The 24,686-nt window shown below is 33.8% G+C and carries 16 protein-coding genes, 1 tRNA gene and 1 pseudogene; 6 read left to right on the top strand and 12 right to left on the bottom strand.

Annotated elements, in window-relative coordinates:
* Positions 1–22: 22 nt before the first annotated feature.
* Complete coding sequence (locus BLP85_RS06480; protein ID WP_092819310.1) at positions 23–1,216, bottom strand: DUF4268 domain-containing protein; 1,194 nt, start codon at positions 1,214–1,216, stop codon at positions 23–25.
* A 1,257-nt stretch (positions 1,217–2,473) separates the two neighbouring features.
* Between BLP85_RS06480 and dndB the strand changes: the two genes are divergently transcribed.
* From dndB to dndE, 4 genes are read left to right on the top strand one after another with little or no spacing between them, the layout of a single operon-like run.
* Positions 2,474–3,592, top strand: coding sequence for a DNA sulfur modification protein DndB (gene dndB / locus BLP85_RS06475; protein WP_092819309.1), 1,119 nt, complete (start codon positions 2,474–2,476; stop codon positions 3,590–3,592).
* Positions 3,593–5,086, top strand: coding sequence for a DNA phosphorothioation system sulfurtransferase DndC (gene dndC, locus BLP85_RS06470; RefSeq protein WP_092819308.1), 1,494 nt, complete (start codon positions 3,593–3,595; stop codon positions 5,084–5,086).
* Positions 5,083–7,089 (top strand): DNA sulfur modification protein DndD, encoded by a 2,007-nt coding sequence (gene dndD / locus BLP85_RS06465; RefSeq protein WP_092819307.1) that lies wholly within the window; start codon positions 5,083–5,085, stop codon positions 7,087–7,089. Before dndC ends, dndD begins: the two co-directional genes overlap by 4 nt.
* Positions 7,070–7,432, top strand: a complete 363-nt coding sequence (gene dndE, locus BLP85_RS06460) for a DNA sulfur modification protein DndE (RefSeq protein ID WP_092819306.1) — start codon at positions 7,070–7,072, stop codon at positions 7,430–7,432. The genes dndD and dndE overlap by 20 nt, the downstream gene beginning before the upstream one ends.
* Before the next feature lie 29 nt (positions 7,433–7,461).
* Here the strand turns inward: dndE and BLP85_RS06455 are convergent, their stop codons facing one another.
* From BLP85_RS06455 to BLP85_RS06425, 7 genes and pseudogenes are all read right to left on the bottom strand, one after another.
* A complete protein-coding gene (locus tag BLP85_RS06455) occupies positions 7,462–8,445 on the bottom strand; it encodes an O-methyltransferase (protein WP_092819305.1) in 984 nt (327 codons plus the stop codon).
* A complete protein-coding gene (locus tag BLP85_RS06450; RefSeq protein ID WP_092819304.1) occupies positions 8,438–9,748 on the bottom strand; it encodes an ATP-binding protein in 1,311 nt (436 codons plus the stop codon). The genes BLP85_RS06455 and BLP85_RS06450 overlap by 8 nt, the downstream gene beginning before the upstream one ends.
* A 15-nt stretch (positions 9,749–9,763) precedes the next feature.
* Complete coding sequence (locus BLP85_RS06445; protein WP_092819303.1) at positions 9,764–10,087, bottom strand: hypothetical protein; 324 nt, start codon at positions 10,085–10,087, stop codon at positions 9,764–9,766.
* Positions 10,088–10,099: 12 nt separating this feature from the next.
* Positions 10,100–15,280 (bottom strand): DNA phosphorothioation-dependent restriction protein DptH, encoded by a 5,181-nt coding sequence (dptH, locus tag BLP85_RS06440; RefSeq protein ID WP_092819499.1) that lies wholly within the window; start codon positions 15,278–15,280, stop codon positions 10,100–10,102.
* Positions 15,261–16,571, bottom strand: a complete 1,311-nt coding sequence (gene dptG / locus BLP85_RS06435; RefSeq protein ID WP_092819302.1) for a DNA phosphorothioation-dependent restriction protein DptG — start codon at positions 16,569–16,571, stop codon at positions 15,261–15,263. The genes dptH and dptG overlap by 20 nt, the downstream gene beginning before the upstream one ends.
* A gap of 1 nt (position 16,572) precedes the next feature.
* Positions 16,573–18,174 (bottom strand): DNA phosphorothioation-dependent restriction protein DptF, encoded by a 1,602-nt coding sequence (gene dptF / locus BLP85_RS06430; protein WP_092819301.1) that lies wholly within the window; start codon positions 18,172–18,174, stop codon positions 16,573–16,575.
* A gap of 405 nt (positions 18,175–18,579) precedes the next feature.
* A pseudogene (locus BLP85_RS06425) lies at positions 18,580–19,254 on the bottom strand (IS5-like element ISAba12 family transposase); the annotation flags it as partial.
* Between the two features lie 986 nt (positions 19,255–20,240).
* On the opposite strand from BLP85_RS06425, the gene BLP85_RS06420 reads away from it, so the two are divergent.
* Positions 20,241–20,522 carry a type II toxin-antitoxin system RelB/DinJ family antitoxin gene (locus tag BLP85_RS06420; protein ID WP_092819300.1) on the top strand — a complete coding sequence of 94 codons (282 nt, stop codon included), beginning with the start codon at positions 20,241–20,243 and terminating at the stop codon, positions 20,520–20,522.
* Positions 20,523–20,783: 261 nt separating this feature from the next.
* Here the strand turns inward: BLP85_RS06420 and BLP85_RS06415 are convergent, their stop codons facing one another.
* From BLP85_RS06415 to BLP85_RS06400, 4 genes are all read right to left on the bottom strand, one after another.
* Positions 20,784–21,014 carry a hypothetical protein gene (locus BLP85_RS06415; RefSeq protein ID WP_092819299.1) on the bottom strand — a complete coding sequence of 77 codons (231 nt, stop codon included), beginning with the start codon at positions 21,012–21,014 and terminating at the stop codon, positions 20,784–20,786.
* Between the two features lie 189 nt (positions 21,015–21,203).
* The gene (locus tag BLP85_RS06410) at positions 21,204–21,440 is read right to left on the bottom strand and encodes a hypothetical protein (protein WP_092819298.1); all 237 of its coding nucleotides are present in this window, start codon (positions 21,438–21,440) and stop codon (positions 21,204–21,206) included.
* 105 nt (positions 21,441–21,545) lie between these two features.
* Positions 21,546–22,778: a tyrosine-type recombinase/integrase gene (locus BLP85_RS06405; RefSeq protein ID WP_228143259.1), complete on the bottom strand. Its 1,233-nt coding sequence runs from the start codon at positions 22,776–22,778 to the stop codon at positions 21,546–21,548.
* A 171-nt stretch (positions 22,779–22,949) separates the two neighbouring features.
* Positions 22,950–23,026: transfer RNA gene (locus tag BLP85_RS06400), tRNA-Ile, on the bottom strand.
* A gap of 968 nt (positions 23,027–23,994) precedes the next feature.
* Between BLP85_RS06400 and BLP85_RS06395 the strand changes: the two genes are divergently transcribed.
* On the top strand, positions 23,995–24,576 hold the full coding sequence (locus tag BLP85_RS06395) for a 1-acyl-sn-glycerol-3-phosphate acyltransferase (RefSeq protein ID WP_092819297.1): 582 nt from the start codon (positions 23,995–23,997) through the stop codon (positions 24,574–24,576).
* The last annotated feature ends 110 nt before the right edge of the window (positions 24,577–24,686 follow it).

Genomic DNA, 24,686 nt, shown 5'->3' with positions numbered 1-24,686 from the left:
AATTTTAAATTTGTTGTAGAAACTACTTGATGACCTGATGAGCTTCGCTCATAAAAGGCTTAAATGCTTGTTCAAGTTTTTGAATATATTCCAAATGCCAAACTATATGTCTTTGCCAAAGATCTGGATTGTGTGCATCTACATCTATAGTAAATTCAATTCTTGAGGACTTTTTATCTTCTAATCTTAACCAATCTAATGAATGACCAAAATTTCTTTCGATTTCATCTTTATGACCATAGAAGAAATCAAATAGCTTTTTATTTTCTACTGATTCTTTTCGGGCAAATTCAACATCTACACGCAGGGCTTTTTGCAAGATAATCAAATGATAGTTACATTGAGCTATTCCTGTCGACCCACTTAGCCAATGTGCAGTTGTAGGGCCAATGTTGTTATAAAGGGTATTATTGTTCTGAGCGAAATATGCCAGTAACTTTTCCCAATACTGATAACGAATGTCTGAAGTATCTTTACCTTTTGTTTTTGCTTTGATTTCTTCATCTTCCTTTCGAATTAGCCGAACCATATATTCTGAGGCTTCAGGTACAGGAATAATCTGCTGGATATCTACCAATAATTGATCACCTAACTTGTATGGCGAAACCTTAACGCATTTGACATCAATCTTTCGATCAAGAAGCCATAATGCTGTATTTGTTACTTCTTTACGGAACTCTCCAGCCACCAAAATGATGCGCTGACTATTGCGTGGATTTAATGTCGTTATCTGTTTGTCCGTATCCTGGAATTCTTCTAAAAAACGTTGAATTAGAAGTTTTGCCGTATTCTTAACTTGATCTAGTTCAAAAGCATTGTCATCCAGATCAGAATATTTCGGTTTGTTTTTAAGCAGGTATTTTGCAAATACATCCTCAATATCATCTGCAGTAAACGGCGCAACATAGGAAGCATATTTGAGTGCTTGCCAAACGGCGTCACGCCCACTGTCATCTCGTTTGTTTTCTATAAGAACTAACTGTCCTTGTGTATCTAAAGCTAAAAGATCTAGACGTTCACCTGTTCCATCAAATCCATCAAACTCTTTTTGGATAATCAGTAACTCTTCGCCTAGTGCTTCTGGATGGCTGACTAACCATTCCTGTAGATCATAACGTTCTGTAAGTTGTTGTTCGCCAAGTGTTGTACCACTAAGTGTTGTACCACTAAGTGGCTGTAGTTTCTTAACGGCTGTATCTACTGTATATAAGCCCATAATAAAAATAACTAACTTTTTAACTTATTGTTAATTCTAATTTTATCTTATTTCATATTTTTTTCATGCCATACCTATACCTTTTTACTAATAAAATTTATTTATAAATTACCAAATCTGATTTTTTTCATCTCAAAAAGTTGAGTATGAAACGGACTAAAGTGAGGCATTTCTGTGCCTAAAATGTGCCAAAAGTGAAATATAACTGCGACTTTAGTGATAAATAAGTGAAGCATTTATGTGCCAAAACTTGGTCATAAATGATACAAAAGTGTGCCAAAGTCTTTTCAAAAGTTTATATAAAACTCCCAAAATTTAAATAAGAAAAATCTAAGAATATAACTCTTATGAAAATAATATTTTTCCAAATTCTATTTAATTTAAAGTTATTTAATAATATTTAAACATCAATATATAATTAACAATTCGTTAAAGACAAATATATTTTCAATATAAAACATCATATTTTCTATTAGAATTTATGACGTAACACTGATTATTTTTCATACACACTATGACGTAACACCGATCAAACTTTAATCTCATTATGACGTAACACCGATGATATTTTGTACTAATTATGACGTAACAAAAATTATTGTTAAAAATCCTTCGGTGAGTAACAGTAGTCTTGTATATAATTTAACCAAAAAGATTTGTTGAGAATTTTTCTTATTTCTAAAACCATGCAAGCTAAATTTGATCACCAGGAAGCATATTGGGCCAAAATATTAACATTAGAATATTTTTCAATCATCCTAGAACTCTAAATATAAATATTAATTAATTTTCTATAAAAATAATTCCGAAAAATAATATTTTTTAATTAACTCTAAATATTTTTATAAATAATAAGAATTAACAACCTTTAATAGAAAATTAATCCCTAATTATAATCTAGTTATGCGTCATGGTGTCGCAATGATAGTTATAGCTTTGATGCAATCCAATTGTAGGAATTGTAGGAATTGTAGGAATTGTAGGAATTGTAGGAATTGTAGGAATTGTAGGAATTGTAGGAATTGTAGGAATTGTAGGAATTGTAGGAATTGTAGGAATTGTAGGAATTGTAGGAATTGTAAAAGTAAACCTATTTCCTTACCTATACCTCATAAATCTGTTTACTTGATAGAAGAATTAAAGATATCGAATTCCTAGATCCAGCTCATTTTTTTAATTTTATAAACGTCCAACTTATAAAGTTTTAACGTCCTTTGTGATATTATCACAGAAAATTTAATTAGGAATTTCCAAGTTATGGATGGCAATTGGTTTGAATTTGTGGCGATGCAAGGCCTCCAGGCACGTTCAGCATTTTATGTCATCATGGTGCCTCTTAAATTTGTACCCAAGTTTTTTAAGTTCGACGATGAGTCATTACCAGCTACACTCAGAGCTCAAAGGACACTTAATAAAGCTCGTATTCCGCAAATAAGTAGATACATTACTGAAAATCCACATGAGTACATCATGTCTTCCCTATGTGCGTGTATAGACGGCGAAGTTAAGTTTGAACCTTCCCCTATTTCTCACAATATGGGGAAACTTAAAATTTCAATGGATGCCACAGTACTCATTAATGATGGCCAACATCGTCGTGCTGCAATTGAGGAAGCTATAAAAGCAAAACCATACTTAGGTGATGAGACAATTTCTGTAGTTCTGTATGCTGATAAAGGGCTTAAACGTTCCCAACAAATGTTTGCTGACCTCAATATGCATGCAGTAAAACCTGCTCAATCAATTAAATTGCTTTTTAATCATAGAGATGAGCAAACACATATTACTAAAGCTGTAATTGAACAAATACCATTGTTCTCGCGATTTACTGATTTTGAAAAATCGAGTATTTCTCACCGCTCAAATAAAGTCTTTACTTTCAGCTCATTACATCAAGCAACTAAAGAGCTCTTATGTTCAAAAAGTGAAAATCTTAGTACTGAGAATGCTATAAAAATCTCAACCGAATTCTGGCAAGAAGTAATACAATACATCCCTGGTTGGCTGGATTTACTAGAAGGCAAAACAAGTGCATTTCAAATGAGACAGGAGTATATCCATGCTCATGGCATTGCATTACAAGCACTTGCTCGAGTAGGTAATATTTTATTGCAGGCACATCCTCAAGATTGGCAAAAATATCTGAGCAAACTTATCCATGTTGAGTGGTCACGTAATAATTTGGCTATATGGAACGGTCGAGCTCTGGTTGCTGGGAAAATCAATAAGTCCCGTAATAATTTAGTTCTAGTCACAAATCATATTCAGAAAATTTTAGGAATTCCATTGAGTAGTGAAGCACAAAGAGTTGAAGATTTATTTATCAACTCATTACAAGTGAGTCAGCACACAACTTTAACCGAGGAGATGGTCTAAATGAGCTTTTTTGAGACCAACTCTCTAAAAGATGTTTATGAATCAATTCAAGAAGTCTACTTATCTGATCAGCGTCCATGGGTCGTTGGCTATTCAGGTGGTAAGGATTCTACATGCGCATTGCAATTAGTTTGGAATGCTCTTGCTAAACTACCAGAAGAAAAAAGACAAAAGCCTGTTTATGTAATTAGTTCAGATACACTGGTCGAAACCCCTATTATCGTTCGCTATATTGATAAAAACCTTGAAAACATTCAGAAGAAATCTGATGAACAAGGAATGCCTTTCATTGTTCAAAAGGTGAGTCCACGTGTTGAACGTTCATTTTGGGTAAACTTAATTGGTCGTGGCTACCCTGCTCCAAGTAATAAATTCCGCTGGTGTACAGAACGACTTAAGATTGAACCTGCGAATGACTTTATTACGCAACGGGTAGCAGAGTTTGGAGAAGTTGTTGTTGTCTTAGGCGTACGTTCCGCTGAAAGTGCTACACGTGCCCAAGTGATTGCAATGCACAAAATTAAAGGCACAAAACTTGCTCGTCACTCCTCATTACTCAATGCTTTTGTATTTGCTCCTATTGAAGCTTTTACTACAGATGACGTCTGGAACTACCTTTTACAGAACAAGTCACCATGGAACAATGACAACCGTGAACTTGTGACAATGTATAGAAATGCTCAAGCTGGTGAATGCCCTCTTGTTGTCGACAAAACTACTCCTAGCTGTGGTAACTCACGATTTGGCTGTTGGGTTTGTACCGTTGTTCAACAAGATAAATCGATGGAAGCGATGGTTGAGTCTGGTGAAGAATGGCTTGAACCTTTGCTTGAATACCGTGATCTACTTTCATCAACGCAAGATCCAGAAAAAAAATTCATCTATCGTGAATTTAAACGCCGTAATGGCCAAGTTGCTTTTAATCATGCAAATGGCAAACTGGTTCCTGGTCCCTACAAACTTGAGTTCCGTAAAGAATTACTTACCAAGTTATTAGAGATTCAGAAACAAGTTCAAGCTGAAGCACCAATTGGTGAAGCTCCAGTTCTTATTCACCCGGCCGAATTACATGAAATCCGCCGTCTATGGCGTTCTGAAAGTGGTGATTGGGCTGATTCTGTTCCACAAATTGTAAAAGCTACTCTAGGTATTGAATTAGATTGGGAAATCGAAGATAGCGTTCTGTATAACACCCAAGACTTTACTTTACTTGACTCGATTTGCAAAGAATATGATCTTCCTACGGAACTCATGGTGAAGTTGATTGGTGTGGAAAAAGCATCTCATGGTCTCAAACGACGTCACAACATTCATAGCCAACTCAGTAAAGTGCTAAATGAGGAATGGCGTGATTTGAAAACTATTCTTGCAGCACGAAACTCTGATCAAGACATAAGTGAAATCATTGAAACAGATGATGAAGAATCTTCTTTCGCAGAAGAAATATCTTCTGGTCAGTTAGATTTATTGAATAACGCTGGAGCTAACCCATGATTATCAAATCATTAATTTTAGATAATGTTGGTTTATATAGTCAGCGTACCGAATTCTCTCTAGAGCCTAAAAAATCTTCTATTACTAATCGTCCAATTATTTTGATCGGTGGTCGAAATGGTGCTGGTAAAACCACATTTTTAGATGCTGTGCGCTTAGCTCTCTATGGTAAGCGTGCCTTAGGTTTAGGTGTAAGTAATAAAGAATACCAACAGTATTTACTCAGCAAGACTAATCAAAACCATCTAGATCGTACCTCATGTATAGAACTCACTTTTGTCTATACAGAAGGTAGTGTTCCTGCTGAGTTTATGATTTGTCGTTCTTGGTTAATCGCTACAGATGGACAAATTCGTGAAAATTTAGATCTAAAGAAAAATGGTGAAACCGTTACGTCTGTACCAAAACAGGAATGGGAAAACTTTTTATTAGAGTTGATTCCTATTGGTGTTTCACAACTGTTCTTCTTCGACGGCGAAAAAATCCAAGATATTGCGGAAGACAATAATGCTTCTTTGTCTGATGCTATTAAGAACCTTCTTGGGATCGACCTAATTGAAAAGTTACGTCTTGATTTACATTCATATTTAACTCGTAACAAATCAGATGATGCAGGTCGAAATGATGTTGAAATTCTAACTCAGCAGTTAGATCAGCTTAAATCTCAAGAAAACACATTGAAAAATGAATATGCTCAGCTGAAGTACGAACATCAGAGTTTACTCACGAATATCGAACGAGAAAGACTGCGCTTCATTTCTGAAGGTGGTGCTATTGCGTTGGAATATGATCAACTCAAAGCTAAGCTATCACAGTTAAATAAAGATATTAATGCCTGCAAACAAGAGTTAGTGAATTTAGCCAATGGCCTACTTCCCTTTCTATTTGCACCTAAACTTATTACGAAATTCAGCAAGCACTTAGAAGGTTCATCAACAGATCAAACATCGGCTCAAAAGCTCTTTGAAGAAACGCTTAGCTCATTTCAGAATAGTTCCATTCAGAAAAAAGAACTTTGGAAAAATGAGCATTGGGAAAATTTGAACGAATTTCTTGCAAGTTACTTCAATACTCAACCACAACTAAGTACACATATTGCTTTTTCTGAATTGTCTGAGCCTCAACAGGCCTTAACTAAATTATTAAGTTTAGATGCTGAAGTGAGGAAGCAAGTAAAAGCTTTATATGAACGATTTACATTATTAAATCAGGAAAAAGAAGCAACAGAGTTCTCAATCGCTCGTGCTGAGAATGCTGAAGACTCTAATTCTTACCTTGATGAATTGTTACAGAAAGAACGTAAGCTTGGTGAGCTTGATCTAATCCTGAATCAAAAAGAAGAAGAATGCCGCAAAATCAGTTGGGAAGTTGTAACTGCAGAACGAAACTTAAAAGCAGCGAGTGAAGCTGTTGCAGAGTTTGAATTGCAAAATCATAAGAACTCTTTAGCTGCAAAAAGTATTAAAGCACTTATTGATTTTGAGACTGCTCTACTGGAACAGAAAATTATTCAAGTCCGCAAGAACTTTGTAGAAATTTTCAATTCATTATTACGTAAACGTAACTTCATTACTGATTTGCAGATTGATGCTAAAACATTCAATACATGTTTGATTAAAGCGAATGGTAAAGTCATTGAAAAGTCGGCTTTGTCCGCAGGTGAAAAGCAAATTTACGCAATCGCCATGTTATGGTCTTTGGCTAAAACAAGTGGTCGCCATTTGCCAATGATTGTGGATACTCCACTTGGCCGTCTAGATCGCGAACATCGCGATAACCTGATGAAGTTCTATTTCCCTCACGTTAGTCATCAAGTCATTATTCTTTCAACAGATACCGAAATTGATGATCTTTATGTAACTCAGTTAGATGAGTTCATTTCTGAAAGTTATCTACTTGAATACAATCATGAGTTAGCATCTACTCAAGCCTTACCAGGTTACTTTACTGATCTGAAACGCAACAATACGACGGAGAAGAGAATTGCATTACAGCAAGCTTAAAATTTCATCGGAAGCAACTACTCGTCTTCGTATGTTAAAGCAACGTACTGGTTTAACACCAAACTTGCTTTGTCGTATTGCCCTGATGATGTCTTTGGAAGAAGGCCCTTTGGGTAATATTCCATTGCCTAATGAAGATGGCTCTGAATTTAATGCCTATACACTTACAGGTGAAAATACAGATCTATTCTTCTCACTTCTTAGATACGTTGAGGATAATGAGGAAGAACCTTTAGAAAATAAAGTTCTACTTGATCGTATGCGTGGACATATTCATAGAGGTGTTGGGGCTATGTCTGTTAGAATGAAATCACCCTCAGATATATTAAGTCTCATAAAATAATAAAAGCCCCTAATTTAGGGGGCTTTTCATTAATAAGCTTCAACTTCATGAAAAGATGGAAAATATTGATAATTTTTGGCAAAATTTTTCTGCATTTCAGCTGGTATAATTTTTTCATCTATAGGTACGTTTTCTTCTTCACTAATTGGCATTTTAGACATCAAAGATCGTATTTCTTTAATTGTTAAATGACAAGTTTCAATTAGGTAAGGTTGATCAATCCGATTAGAATAGAAATTGAAGTTACCTAAATTTAGTACATTATACTTTTGTCTATCTTCCTCTGAAAATATTAACCATCCAAATGTAATCATTGGGATGCCATCTGCATATGAAAAGTAAAAAATCTGTTCTAAATTAAGCTTTTTATTTTCTCTTAAATCAGAATTTCTAATCGAAATAGCTGAAAGTAATCGACTATATACTTTTTCATTAATGAAATTTGAAAATTTATTTGGTTGGTTCCAGCCTCTATCATCGAGATCAATACCAATATCACCAAAAATTTCTTCAAAGTATTTTTTAAAAAATCCTTTTTCTATATTGGGATATTTTTCTTTTAATTTATGAATCTTTGGAATATCACATGAAAAACTTACGCTTAAAACAGAACCAGAAGTGAGATTCTCGACTAAAAAAATTAAATCTGTCATTACCTCTTCATTAAAACTATAATCATAATCCAACCAAACAATTGTTTTATCTTCATACTTAAGCTTTGGTAAAATTTGATATGAATAACCAAAATGCATCTGTATAAATTCATAGGGTTTATTAAATTCATATCGAGCAATATTCATTGAATCACATTCAATGCTGATCATTTTTTTACAGCCTAATGTTTTGTGAAAAAAAGTGAAATCAGTAAAATATTTAGACCCAAAGCCAATATATTGATACTCAGCCAACTCATCAAAAACAAATAATCGAGAAAAAACATCTTTCATCATTTTTCTTTCAATATTTTTTGCAGGGCGTACGGAGTAATTTATTTTTAAACCTGTATTACTCATTTCCACACTCATATTCAAAATAATATTCAAAAGTTCTAAGACCAACTTCAGCTTTAACATCTGTTTCTAAAAGCTGGCTTACCATATTAAATTGAGATATAGGCACACTATATTGTATTCTTACCGAAGTGGGAGTTTCCTTTCTTAAATTTGCCTGAGTAGCGTAAAAATCTTTTTTATTACAATCTAATTTAAGTAAAGAAATTAATTTTGCCTCAGCAATTGCCTGATTTAATGGCTCACTCTCAATTAATCCTTCTTCTAAGTATTTCTGCTCTTTAGCTCTATCACTCAAAATTGGTAAGACTTTTTTCATCACACTCAACATCGATTTAAAAGCCATTTTATAATATTTATTATCTTCGTCTATACCAGTTTTTGTTGTTGTCCACGGCAATAAGGATGAATCTGATGACTCAAAAATTACAATCCCTCGAAAATGAGCAAAATCATTGTGGTATTTTCTGGTACCAAAATCAGTATCCCATCCTGTTAGCTTTGTCTTATCTGCGGTAACAATTAATCGACCATTACAAACAATATACCATCCACTTTTTTCAGGATCTCTTTCAGATAGTCCTGCTATAACTTTTATTACCACACTATCAATATTTTTTTCCTCAATTTGAGGATTTATACTATTGCTCTGGAATAATTGAAAATCATATTTAGGTACTAAATCAGTATTTATTTTAATTTTCAAATTCTTATTTATTGGCATAAAATGCGCCAAAGAAACTTCATAAATAAGATCATTTATAAAATCATCTAATTTAAATTGTTCAGAAACTTCGCTATATATGTTTTCAACGATAATTTTTGTCGATCCATCTTCTAATCCAGTATTTCCAATTTGGCAAGGAAAGTTCCATTCTCCTGAACTTTTCCACTTACTAACATCTACATCTACAATAAAACCATCATCAGCTTCTGACTTAGTGATAACTTTAAATTTTTCACCTAATTTAAATAAAGTTCTCTTCATTCCTACACCAAACTGTCCCACGGAATTAGGTGTTGGAGGTGCCTCGGGATCACGCCCAAATCTAAATGCATACTTTTGACCTGTTTCAAAATCAAATCCGCCACAGTTATCAAAAATTTCAAAAGTATTTTTGTTAATTTTAATATTAATTTCAAAGCCCGATAAATCTTCTAACCCGTTAGCTAACATCTTCGAATTGGCAGCATCTACACTATTATCTATAAGATCTAGAATAGCTCTATTTAAAGGGATATCCCTAGTAAGCATTGTGATGAAAAACTCTTTTGTTGGTTTTGCATCAATCGATATTGAACTCATATTTCTTGCACCAAATTAATTATATATTTTGTCAAATACGCAGGCTAAAGCACACAGTGGCCCCAAAAGATCAAGATCCTCTCGAACAAATGTGGCCTCTACAAATACACCATTACTAGCTTCATATAGCTCCGTAATACGTTTAACTCCACGCTTATGAAGCTCTTTGCCTAATCTTCCTAAATTACAGTAATGCTTAAAGTATTCTTCTAGTTCATAACCATGCTGAGTTGAATCATACCACTCACGTAAAGTCACAATTTCTGCAGCTTTTTTAGCTGCAGAAATTTGTTCTTTCCGTAATTGAACTTCACTTTTTGAAAATTCAGAATTACTCATTACTTATCTCCCTTAAGAAACTTCAAGTTGTTGACACAGCTCCCAGAAAGCTTTGTCTTTCATCTTCACTAGTTTCTTATGGCCATCAATGTATAAGCTATAATGTTTATTAAGCTTACGAATTGTCTCCATCAAATGTTCTTGCTCAGATTTATCATCAACGTTAAATATAGCTTTAATATCGCCGTTGCTAATCTGTGCCACACGATGGATCACCCAAGTCAAGATATAAGCTGAGTAATTATTTTCCCCAGTTTTGAAGTGTGTAATATCCTGTGTAGACAAGACCACACCTACCCCATACTCACGGCCTTCTTTAAGAACCTTTCGTAAACTTGGGAAGTCTTGGGACATAAAGTTATCAGCTTCATCGACAAGGATCATCTTAGTGATCTGTCTGTAGTCGCCTTGAACCTGAGGTTTACCTTTTTTCTGCATTTGTGAGTAGAACAAATCTAACGTCAAAGCAACTACAAGGTTTTGAACTTGAGGTGGATATCCAGCCAACTCAACAACTAATACGCCGTCTAATAAGTCATATAAACTAGAACATTTGCTATTATCCGATTCGAAGATTTCCAGCTCATTTAAGCTTTCAAGAGCAGCATATAATGAATCTATTGAAGGCTCGGTTGCTTCAAATAAATTCCAAATATCTTTAATTGTTGGTGCCGGTAAATGCCATGTGGCAGGATCTGCCTTATCAATTCCTGCTTGCTCATACGCATCTAGAACCAATTTACGTAATGTTGCCTGCTGTTTAACCCCTAAACCAAATGCTTTGGCCATGGTGTCAGAAAAACCGCGAGCGGTATGTACCGGTAACATTGGCGTATCCCCAAATAAACTTAAGGGGTTATAAGGCAATTTATAAAGTTTATGTCTTTTTACAGAGTTAATTTCTACAAACGGATCATCTACGTAATCTGACTTGTAGTCGAAGATCAACATACCAATAGGTGCTGAATTTACATTATCTCTTTGGTTCTGCATCAGCTGCGTTATAAGGGACTTGGTAAATTGAGTTTTACCTGTCCCCATTGTGCCGATGATACCCGTATTGGTATTCATAAATTTAGAAGTATTAGTTGGCTCCCAATACAACTGTTCACCTGTGATCGCATTTTCTCCAAAGTGTACATTAAGCAATCCATTAGCAGGCTCAGGCTCAGGCTCAGGCTCAGGCTCAGGCTCAGGCTCAGGCTCAGGCTCAGGCTCAGGCTCAGGCTCAGGCTCAGGCTCAGGCTCAGGCTCAGGCTCAGGCTCAGGCTCAGGCTGCTTCAAGTCAATATTAGGATCAATCACATTTTGATCTTGTTCGTTCTCTTTCTCATCTACCAATTCTTCTGAAAGATTAATTTCTGAATACTCTGTTTCGCCATTAATAATGTATGGTTGAGGAATATTAAATAAATTTTTACTATCTGTTTGTTCAAGCAAATCTTTCAACGGCGTCGAAATAAATTTATTCTGACAAGCACCTGGTAACTTGATCACAAGAATATCTTCTTCCATACCAAATTTTTCTTGGAAGAAAGTATCACTTTCAATAAAGGCTAATACAAAACCTTTTGGATAGTTTTGGATATTGGCTAACTGATAATTACCTTCTAACCACCATTCTCTGTTTTGGATCACCTGATCGAAATAGTTCTCTGGATATGTCTGATAAAGCTGATATTTCTCAATCTGCATCATGATTTGTCGAATGAATAAACCTCGATAAAGATGTCCGACCAAATCCTGACGACCAAATAAGCAAGTTTCTAAATATCGTTTTAACTTTTGAGCTTGTAAGATCCCTTTATCATGCTTTTGTTTTTGACCAACTTTTACTTCTAATGGCAATAAATACATTTGCTGGTCTTTAAACCCGACAAATACAACATCATCCGAAATGACACCATATTTTTTACCCTGACAATAAGTACTAAAGTCAGACTCACTCATTTTTAAGCCAATATTGCCAGATACACGAATCATTTCAGCAACACTGAGCGGAACCCAAGTGATATCACTTTTATACAGAAGTGCATTCACATACTTATAAGCTGCAATAATACTTTTCTTCTCGCGTCTGTCCTTTTCAGGAAGTGTCAGCATCTTCAATAACCACTCACCATTAAAGGCATTAAATTCATCAATACGTCCAGCCTGACCTTGACTTAGAATTTGATCATAAAGATCACGACGCTTAGTTACAGTGATCGCATCATAGTGTGCAGAATTTGTGTAGTTATCAGAGTAATGGATTAATACAACATCCTGCTTTGTTTTGAAAAATTCTAAAGTTACTTTAGGATCGATGATCACAGTCCATAGACTATCTTCGTATGCACGATCAAGTAACCGTTGTAATTGATTCGATACTTTCAATGATAAACCATTGGATTCATAGAAATTTTGATCTTTCCAGGCAGCATGGCTCAAGGCACTATAACGCTGAACAATTTGAAGGGCTGGTTTATTATCACATTGAACACCTTTTAAACCTGCTGTTGTGAAATATGTATTCTGTTGATGATAAGAAGTCTCGCCAGCCAATAGTCCATTACAAGCGATTCCTGTTTTTTCTGCTTTTAAATCAACATTAGCAACTTCTACAGGCGTATTGTTCCGAATAAACGTAAGATGCGCATATTTAAAATCCACATCATCATTAATTTCAAATTTGCTATACGTAATCCGTCTACGAATGAGATCTGCAATTTGATCTACACTTGTATCAGATAAAGACAGTTTGCATAGTTGCTTAAGCTGCATTTGGCTAACAGCATCAGCTACCAAATCAAAATATGTAGAGGTTAACTCATCATCATAGATATTGACGTGAATATTAGGCACATCTTGAGGTTTAAGTTTTTGAACAAAGCCAACTAAGCCTAAAAACAGCTCCTGGTTAAAGCCATTATGAATAGAGTTAATTAATAATGTATCTCTTTCACCTTGATTGAATAAAATCTTAAAAGCTTCAACAAATTCTGCTGTCTTTTGTCGAACTAATGGGCGGATATAGTTTAACTGAGTCTGCTTCTGTGGAATGACTTTAATCCACATAGGATGTTCAACAACGGCTTGGCTATAGCTAAAATCGTGTGCAGCATGCCAATTAAAAGGAATTAAACCTTCTGCACTCAAACGCCGTAGGGTTGTTGTATGCAAAGTTTTAAAAGAGCCTGTAGCGTCATTTAAACACTCATTGATTAAATTTAAGAAATACGAAAGATTCAGCGGATGAAATGGATTGATATACTCCTGCCCATCTAACTCACTAAAACCTAGATTCACGAGATTTTTAGCCTCATCTGAAAGCATACGCTCTGTCGGAATCTCATGAATGAGTTTTACATATTCTGTAACTACACTTTCAACAATGGCTCTAAATTCTGGTCCCCATGAACCTAAACTTAAAGTTGTATTTCTTTCTGATAAATAATCATATAACTTTATATAAGCCTGACTGAGATCAGGGTAATCAACTGCTAGAGCATCAATATCAATCTCTGTACTATGGACAGTCTCAGTAGAGAGCAATTTTTTAGAAATAAGTTCGATTTCTAACTCTAGCAACTTTTTATAATCATTCTTTGATTTATATTCTCTACCTAAGAAAGAAATCCTTGAGTTTTTGGCATTGTAGATTCCATATATTTGATCATCAAAGAAATATTGATACGAATCTAAATTAAAAATCAGCGGTAGATTCAAGCTTGAAACTGAAAGAATACCCTGAATTTCAAAATTTAAAATTTGGTCATTTCGTTTTAGACCAAAACTAACTTGCTCTTCTGTATTAAGGAGCTTATCAAAATCTACAGTCCCAAATTCATTCGTATCAACAATTTCTCCGCAATTAGACAATGTATGAGTTGTACTAATAGAAGAGTCGAATATAAATTCGGATTGATCTGTTTCGAGAATAATAAATTCTTTATTAGGTACTATAAGAAACTTGTCTTCAAATGAACTTACTGGAAAAATATTTTCAGGAACCAGCAAAACTCTAAATTTAAAACACTCTTTGGGTTTTGATCTCTTAATTTCGAAGTTCAGGTACTTAGGCGTTCCATCAAACTCTGTTTCTAAACTAAGTACTGTTTTTTTATTAGACCGATTATTAATTTTGAAATTTAAGAACTTCTTAAATTTATTTGATATTTTGATCTCATCTTCAGAAAGTTGTCCTTTTACAAATACAAGATTTAAATCAATGAGTGACTGATCTGGAGCAACTTCTAGAATTAAATGATGATCACGACTTGCCGAACTACTTTTTTGAGAAGCAGCACCTTTAGTTCGATGATATTGTTTTGCAGCGGATGCGTTTAATTCAGAAAACTCTATAAGATCAACTGAATTCTTTTCACGTTCTTGCTGACATTCACCAAAATCTAAAGTTTTTTTCCATGACTCTAAGTCATTATCTTTAAAAAATTTCTCGATGAATTTTTCACTAAAATCTAAATCGACTAATTTTTCCACATATTCAGTTGGAAATTGCTCAATAATATATTCAATATCATCTTTGAGTCTTTTATTCTCACTGAGTCTTTTCTCAATCTGATTAATGTTAGATTCACTCCAACTTTCTAATGCTGAGTCATTCAAATAACCAAGTTCATGAAACTCTATTTTTCCATCTTGAACAGCTTTAAATAATTCTTTAAAGCCAAACATTGTCGCACCATCAGCACAAATTAATTCAAACTGATGGTTCAATAAGTGTTTAGAAATTTCATGATCTTTGAACGAACTTTCACCAATAAAGCTGAGTAGAGCCTCATAGATTGCTTTGGGATTCCATATGTTGTCAGTTAAAGTTAAATCTTTAGATGAGTTATTCAAAGTATCTAAAGATGAATTATGTATGATGAGTAGAATTGAGTCCTTAAACTCCCCTATTTGACTTGATACATGATCTCTCAAATAGGAAATATAATTTTCTGAATAACCAAGTTCGCTATCTGCATGAAGTACTGGGATTACCTTATATCCATTTAATACAAAATATTGAATTTCTTCATTATGTAAGGAAAATGATGCCGATGATTTACGACGAAAAGCTTCAAAAAGTTTTAAACTATTTTCATCATCCGGTGATTTAAAGTGGAGTTTCTCACCAATTTTTAAGTGATTTTTTGCCCAGTCAAAAAATAATTCAACCAAAAAATCTTCATATTGTTTTTTTGACATAAATTGCATCCCCACTATCACTCATTTTTTCTACATTACCTAAACGTTCATAAAAACTTACTAAAGCTTTTGTACTTTCCTTATCAAAGAAAATTCCTCGTAGTTTTAGTCCTGTAACAACCTCATATAAACGTAGCTTCTCTCTTTCACCAATAACTAAATTCGTTAATAACAATAAATATTCTTGGGTAAGTACAAATACAGTACCTGCACTTCCTCTAGATTGTGTGAAAGGTTTTAAAATTATATTTTTTATTGCACGAACCACATTTACATTTCGGCTTGCTCTAGTTTCACCCTTTGCAAATTGAGCTTTAAATAGGAGTTGCAGTGCAAACAGAGCTGACTCTACATTCTCAAAACTATTATGATTTATTGATAAATTTCGATCTTCAGCAAACTCTTGGTAGTAACGTTCTAAGATTTCAAGGTCATCATCACTCAACAGTGTTTTCAATTCCCATAAAGGGAATTTTTGGCCTGCATTATTTTGTAAACTTTCGCATAGGGACAAGGTTGGAAAAATTGAATCTAGTCCCTTTTCCACTAATTTATAGCCACTTCTTTGTAGAGAGGCTCGTTCTCTGCTTGCTTTTTCATTGTCTAATATGAAATAACAATCTTTAATATCCGGCTCATGTGCCTCCTTCCACCCATTAACTACAATGGATAATTGTGCTGTATATAGGAATGTATACAACTCCAAAAATAGTTGTATATTTTCTAAAAAATATTTTGAATGATTTGTTAAAAAAATTAGATCTTCAGCAAAAATATTAGATAGCTTTGGCAAATACGAATTTAAACCATCATAATTCGGCATACGACTTGGAAAAGAGCTCTCGAAAGCTTCATAAATTTTTTCTTCTATAAAATTTAAGTTCTTTACGTCATTATTATAAATAAAATTTTGCTTAAATATAGTCTTTAAAAGGCTGACTATTCGTTTCTCAGCTGAAAGATTTTGAGCATCAGCAGACAATGAGAAAATACGTAATTTGGGAGAAATTTTAGCGATATTATTTTTTAGGAAATAGATATCGTTAATCATCGCCCAAGCTTGATGATCTAGTAATGCATCCTTAAATTCCCGTTCAAAATTTGTATGAAATTTCTTTAATTCATCTTCAAATTTATTTATTTTTTTCTCTGCAAGTAACCCATATAGCTCACTTAAAAATAAGTTTGTCACATTTTCCCAATTGAAGTCATTACTATTCTCGTTCGTACTGATAGGGTAAAAAGAAGCCATACTATTACTTGTTGGCTTTAGATCAGGAGTCAAATGCATTCTAATATCCTACCTCTATACAATCATCTTCACGAATAAATTTAACTTCAGTTGAACTAGACCTAAAACTGATTTGATTAGATTTGTTTGCAAAATCAAGTAGCCTATTTACCATTTCATTCAGCACAACAACCACACTTCTGTCATTTTTATTAGGCCGATATCCTGCTCTAAGCCTACTTAATAATTCATATAAATTGATATCAACACTAAACTTGACTATAGGATCATCTTCTAACTCTGAAAAATCTTTAATTTGGATGTAAACATCAAAAAATCCTTTACCTTTTTTAGGTTGATTTTCTATAGCTTTGAAATCAGGTGTAAGTTTTAGATGAGAAATAACTTTGTAATCACCATACTCAGCAATTAAAAATTGATCATCCTCTAAGTAAGGAGCTTTTTTATTGATATAGCCTCTAATCGCATTTAGAAACTCTTTGTTATAAAAATTTCGTAATATTGGTCTCGAATTGACCTTATCAAAGTAAGTGTGATGCCTATATACTTCCAAATAATTCAATAGAAGGTTTTCTGTAAAATCTTCAGTAAATTTTTTGTGATAATTGTTTCCAATATCAATAAATTTTAATAAGTAAAACAACCTAATATAGGAACTAGAGTCATTTAACGGTAGAATCATTAGATCCGATTTTAATTTTTGATTAAATATCTCAAAATCCTTAGGCAGGCTATTAAGCTCATAACCAATAACAAATCGATCTATCGTCTTTGTTCTTAATCTAGATGGATCAAACTCGCTTGCTTTTTCCAAAATCTCGTTTTCATTACAAGTAAACAGATTATTAAATAAATAATCGTTTTTAGTGACCAACTCGTAGATTAGATCTAAGAATGTTCTTGCTGTTATAAATTGATTTCTGAATAATCTAATCTTTAGTAATAATTCAACAATAACCTTCTGTACTTTTTCATTACATAGTAATCTGTAATTAATGAATTTCAGATAATCTTTGCCGTTTAAACCATCCAGCTCATCTTTTAAAAAAAGTTTATAAAGCTCTGATGATGGAGATGTGATCCTCTGCAAAATTCGAGAAATAAACTCACTCTTATATGCATCCTTTGTAATCTCAAACTTTGGATAATCTTCAAAATTTATAAAATTAAAGTCATGTGATACTTCTTTTAATTCTAAATATTTTTTAAGTTTTTTACGTACTTCAAGATTCTCAGCTTCTTCTGCATAGTTGCCTAACATCCCAATATTAATACCAATGACTAATGAATGATTACTCCTTTCAAAAGCACTAAAAATTTTATTCAAAGTCTGAATAGCATTATCATGTGGCTCAAAGCTATGAGTCGCATCTAAATGGAAATGTACATAAGATTGCGTGAATTTTTGTTTCGCTCTAAGCATGAGCTCAGACTTCCCATCACCACTACTTCCACACAGAAAAATAACTTTTTTTGAATTTTCATTGACCTTATCTAAGAGGGAGAAAAAATCCTCTTCGATCGGCATCGCGACATATAAATCAGATTTGATTTTGGAAAGATCCTCATCACGATCACTTTCAGTCGAAACTGCAAATGAAGATGATTTAGACAACACGTTCAAAGCATCGACAAAGCGCACGCATTACCCCAACATATAATTTTAAAAATCAATTTCTTATTTAAAGTTATATTCATTAAACCCTTAGATGACACCTTAGGTTTCGTCCTTAATCTTTCTTAAGTCACATCAAAAGATGAAGGCATTAATGAACTTAACCAAAAATTTACTAGCTTTATATTACGATGATTTTTAGGTTTTTTTCTATCGAAATAAGACTAAAGACGTTTTTAGGGTATTATTTTTTGCTAAACATTCTTCTACAACTATTATGTTGTGCTGACTTAAGATCACTTGAATTTTCATTTTTTATGGGCTTTGTTGCACAAAGATTTCATAACTATATGATTTTAAAAGTTTTGATTATTTTTTGATCCAAAATTAAATTTATTTAAATCAGATGCTTACATATTTATGCAACAAAGCCCATGGTTTCGCATTTTTTCTAGGTGGAATCACCGCATGCGCTTGCCGATCTGCAATGACCTGACGGCATTGCTTGGTGTCATAAGCTCCATCGGTATAAACAGAGTTAATCTGCTCATCTTGTGGAATCTGATTAAGTAAATCACCAAGCACCTGTGAATCACTGACATTATTGGTTGTAAGCTGAACTGCTCGTATTTGTAGGGTTTTAGCATCTATACCAATATGAAGTTTACGCCATTGGCGACGATATTCAGGTCCATGTTTCTTGCGTTTCCATTCGCCCTCACCTAGAAACTTCATGCCTGTAGAGTCCATGAGTAGATGCAGCCCATCGCTACTTTTTTGGTAGCTGATTACAATATCAATATGCTTTTGTCTTCTACAAAGCGTGGTGTAATCTGGAGCTATCCAATTTAATCCGCAAAGTTTAATCAGACTTTGCACAAAGCCAGTGACCATACGTAAAGACAGACGGAATAAGGATTTAATCATTAAGCAGCATTGGATGGCTGCGTCGGAGTAGGTTTGATTTCGCCCTTGTTTGCCTTTTGATGGCGCATACCATTGCGTAGCAGGATCAAACCAAATGGCAATATTTCCGCGACTCATGAGTGCTCGGTTATATACGGGCCAATTGGTTGTGCGGTAGATTTTGTGTGTAGGCTTCTTCATTTGAAAATTATATCGCTGAAAAACCCTTTACAGATAGGTTTGTGCAACAAAGCCTATCCAAATGCATCGAATCCTCTTAAATCAGGCTTTCTGCTTAGCCACTATTACATTTTTTTTAGCATGAATTTGAGGGGTAGCTTAGGAAATCGTGTCAAAAAAAATGTAATATCCAAATGCATCGAATCCTGTCAAATCAGGCTTTCTGCTTAGTAACTCTTACATTTTTTTTAGCATGAATTTGAGGGGTAGCTTAGGAAATCGTGTCAAAAAAAATGTAATATCCAAATGCATCGAATCCTGTCAAATCAGGCTTTCTGCTTAGTAACTCTTACATTTTTTTTAGCATGAATTTGAGGGGTAGCTTAGGAAATCGTGTCAAAAAAAATGTAATATCCAAATGCATCGAATCCTGTCAAATCAGGCTTTCTGCTTAGTAACTCTTACATTTTTTTTAGCATGAATTTGAGGGGTAGCTTAGGAAATCGTGTCAAAAAAAATGTAATATCCCAATGCATCGAATCCTCTTAAATCAGGCTTTCTGCTTAGCCACTATTACATTTTTTTTAGCATGAATTTGAGGGGTAGCTTAGGAAATCGTGTCAAAAAAAATGTAATACGCTGATAGAGCTATATCCTGCATATTCTTATTCAAATAGACACTAAATCTCACAAATAAATGAACAAAGATTTAAACTTTCTGGTACCAGTATCTATGTAATTATTCGGAAAATTGCACTATTCATAAGTCTTTTGTATTCGTATATACGAATAAAACAGAAAATGTCAGGCTCAAGTTCAGTGTAGATTTTAGTCTACAATTGACGGTTTTTTACTCAATTTTAATGTAAAATTCACTTTCTAATTCAATAATGCAAAATCAACAGCTACTTGGATACCAATTCTTATTAAGAATGGACACTTACTACTCACTTTCCCTGTGCCATTTTATGGCATAAAATGGCATTAATAAGATTGAGAGGTGTTAAATGTCTACGCTAATAAAAAAGAGAGTTCAATATTCTGTGGATGAGGCTATTTCGGAATCAGCAGAGTACATTATAAAAAAAGTTGGGCTAACCCCTGCATCTGTTTTTAGTATGGTCATGGCTGAAATTGCCAAAACAGGTCGAATCCCTGTAAGCAATCAAATAAGTGATGATGATTTTAATACAGCACAGCTCATAGCACTTAGCCATAATATCCCAAGTGTAAAAGTATCAAATACAAAATCTGCTCAAGCATTTTTAAACGATGATGGTGGGTACTAATGGATTGATACCGTACAGACATATCAGCTGCCAATTGATAAAACAAAATTAACTTACATTGGTAAACTTTCTAAAAATGACTATGAGCGATTAATTAATCATCTTAAAGAACAATAACTGTTTGTCCAACTAGCCGAATAATGTCTGTCCAAGTTAGCACAAAATTTAATGATCATTTAAATAAGAATTTGCACAATAACTTCAATCACAATAATAGTTCTTGTCTTAGTCATTTTAATTTACAGTCTCGGCATTTACATTTCATTGACGTCTGGCCAGCTCTTTTAAATGCCAGTCAATAATCTCATCATAACGATACTTAACTCCACATTGCTTGCTCATTCCGCTTTTGATTCCCCGTGGGAAAAGATCATCTTTTAGTTCTTGCTCTCGAAGTTCATTAATCGAAATTCGAAGAAGTTTACAAACTGTTTTCTTATTCAAAAACTGATAAATCTCATTAGACTTAGTATGCGTTTTACAAGAACTCATTGATACTATTAAACCTGCTTAAATTGGAATCTGTTGAAAGATTTAATCTAGCATCAACTCTAAAATATCTCTGTGTGTGGTTAAAAAAATGAGAAAATAAACAGTTTTATTTATTTATTAGCCAATTAACAATACTTCTCGCATCTTTCTATAAAAAAATTAGGCCCCTTAGGGCCTAATTCATAAAACTTACTTACCGTAATTTTTTTCTTTCCAAACCGTTATTTCGTTGAAATCATAATAAACACCAGATTGTCGTGTACTACCAGTTTTGATCGGTCTTGGAAAGCTTTCATCATTCATCGAAACTTTTCTTAACTGCTCTACTGAAAATTCCAGATAGTCACATACTTCTTTCTTTTTTAATCTGAGTGGCTTTAATACGATACCATTTACAACAATGTCAAATGCAGTATTTGAAATCATCTCTATTCCTAATGATTAATAGATAATTTCAAAACTAGCATGCTTCAAAAAAAAGGCCTGTTGTACGTTAAAAAAATGGAAAAATAGTAAAAAACTGCTTAAAAATTAGCTTACATGAATCTTAGGAAACTCTCTCGGTCCACAAATTTGTTCAAGGTAGTCCGACCAATACTGCATGATTTCATACCTTTCTCGAAGGTGTGCGCCTTTGTCGTAGGCTCCTTTTACCCCAGATTTTAAGTGAGCTAATGCAGACTCGATCACTTGTGATCGATCACTAAATTTATCGTTTAATTTCGTTGATGCAATATGTCTAAAGCCGTGTGGATTCTGCTTCCCAAAGTATCCCAATCTATTTAGGGCTGTATTGAAAGTTAAATTTGAAATTGACTTATTAACACTGTCTCGAGCTGGAAATAGATAATCACTCTCACGTTTCGAAATTGATTTCAATCTTGTTAACAAAGTAATTGCTTGATCTGACAGAGGTATTCCATGTTCAATCCCCTTTTTCATTATTGAACCAGGTCTAATCCAAACCCGTTCATCAAAGTCGAATTGCTTCCACTGTGCTTGCCTAAGTTCCCCAGGTCTTGGAAACATATGTATCAGTAATTCTAACCCAATACTGATTTCTTCAGAGCGGTATTCCCTGATTTTTCCAATCATTTCAGGAAGTTCTTTTATAGGAATGTGTTTCATACACCCTGGATTAGACTTGTCTAAAAACTTCTGAATACCAGTTAGAGGGTTGAATTTAATCTCATCTTTAAAAACAGCCAAATCATAAGCATTCCGGCAATATGAAACTAATTTTTCGATTCGATTGAAAATTTTTTCTTCACGTTGTTTTGTTTGGAAGAATTCAAGCCATTCTCCAGAAGTAATATCTTTATATTTACGTTGACCAAAAACAGGCAGAAGATGCTTTTCAATAGATTGAACCTCTTTCTTAAATGTTGTTGGATCCCATGTATTTTTCTTAGTATCGATCCAATCTCGCATTAAGTACTCAAACAACTCACTTTCATCACGTTGAGCTTGTTTTAGACGTTCTGATCGCGTAACAATTTGAAGCTCTCCCGATTGAAATTTTAAAGCTTGTGCTCGAGCATTTTTAACTGAAACATCAGGGTAAGACCCTAAACCGACCCATGTCCATTTACCCTCATTATTCTTCAAACGAAGTTGCCATGACTTCTTACCTGAAGTTTGAACTTTCATATAAAGTCCTGAAATATCTGCCTTTCGATATTCTTTATCTTTTGCTTTTAAAGCAGCATATGCCACATCAGATAAAAGTTTATTTCTGCTCATAACTCTTTGTTTACCTACCATTTATTTAAACTTTGTATCCTGAGTTATATTTTAAATTTAGGATACAAACAAGGATACAAACGAGCAGTTCCTGTATGAGTGTATATAAGATTATTTTAAGTATAAAAAAACCCTTAATCCGTTAAGAATTAAGGGTTTAGATTTCATATGAGTGCATATGATTATAAAATATGGTGGGCCCAGACAGACTTGAACTGTCGACCAACGGATTATGAGTCCGCTGCTCTAACCAACTGAGCTATAGGCCCTATATTCTGAAAGCTTTATTTATCAATAATTTCAGACGAAAAGCATACTATCGAAGATTTTTTTAAAAGACAAGTCCTTTTGTTTATACCTGCACACTAACGCAACAATTTTGGACATCTTTCAAACGGCTATTATTCTTTCAATACACTCAACTCTTGCTTAGAGTGAATAAATCGTAAATTTATAGTCAAAGCCCTTCATAATAAGTATTTGAAACATTCCAATGAAATATACTGAACCAATGTCTTACACGAATAAATTAAGAAGAATGAACAATATTTAAGGAAATATAAAATTCAAAAAAATAGCCGGATTGATAGTTCACTCTCTCGACAGCCAACTTTTTAAATGAATGACGTTTGAATCCGCCATTTAAAAAATACTCAGACCAAATTTAGTCATCAATCGTTCAGCATTTTTGACATTCAAATCATGTGAAAAAGATGAATAAATTATACCTAAAAGATATTACTTTAATTTTTATTTAGATTGTGAACAGAGTATTTTTAAAATCTAAATAATAAATATTTTTAAGCTTCGACTGCAAAGCAATAGCTAAAGACTACGTTCTTTTTGCTCTTCAATGCGAATTTCGATTAAAGACCATACAACAACGAGCATAAACAAGCAAAATGCCAATAGAAAAGTCGAAACATACATCATTCTTTTCAATCCTCATTAAACAACTGTCCAGGTCAGACCATGTGTTTAAAAAATTTTATCTTCGACAAAAGTCTAATAGGTATCTTTTCATCTGACCAGTCATTATTAAGTCTTAATTTGTATTAAATAATATCTTTTACATCTTTTTAATATCTTTTTATATATAAAAACAATTAATAGGTGTATTTTTAGAAACTATATCAAGCGTATTTATTTGGTCATTTTTAATGCATCGGTACTTGACTATATATACGAACAGGCAGAAATTAGCCCACTTTCATATTGTCAAATATCCCGCACATTTATGTTAAAAAAATTTATTGGTGAATCCGCATTTAAGCTTGCAGGATGGAAATATCAAGTTGAACCAGATGTACTTGAAAATAAGCAGGTTATTGTCGGGTTTGAACATACTTCCATGATGGATGCCGTGCTTTCACTGGCACTGTTCCAGATTTATGATATAAAAATTCATACCCTGATTAAAAAAGAATTATTTAAAGGTCCCATGAAACCTTTATTAGAGGCTATCGGTGGAATTGCTGTCGACCGAAAAGCAAATCAGGATATTGTTTCTCTTATGGTCGAGCATTTTCAGCAGAATGAAAAATTCAATCTGGTGATTGCGCCTGAAGCGACCCGTGCCAAAACAGGTGAAGCCAGAAAGCCCATCCGTACAGGTTTCTGGTATATTGCCAAAGCCGCTGGTGTGCCTATTGTTTTAATGTATGCCAATTCACAGACCAAACAAGGTGGCATTTTAGGCAAGATTTATCCCACAGAAATTAATCACGACCTGGCTTTATTAAAACAGCTCTACAAAGAAAAGGTAGGATTGGATATTACTATTCCTGAACCTCAAAACATTTCCGAAGATAAAAACTAAGCAGCATTTGTTTAAAAACTCAAAACTGAGCCCTTTCTAAGAAAAAAGGGCTTATGGTAGAATTTGCGCAATCTGATAGGCATAAGGCCAATCTACAAGGAGCATATTTC

This window comes from Acinetobacter kookii (genome assembly GCF_900096895.1).
In the GTDB taxonomy this organism is placed as follows: domain Bacteria; phylum Pseudomonadota; class Gammaproteobacteria; order Pseudomonadales; family Moraxellaceae; genus Acinetobacter; species Acinetobacter kookii.
Note: the sequence above shows the minus strand (reverse complement) of the source record. Positions and strands in the feature narration are given on the sequence as shown.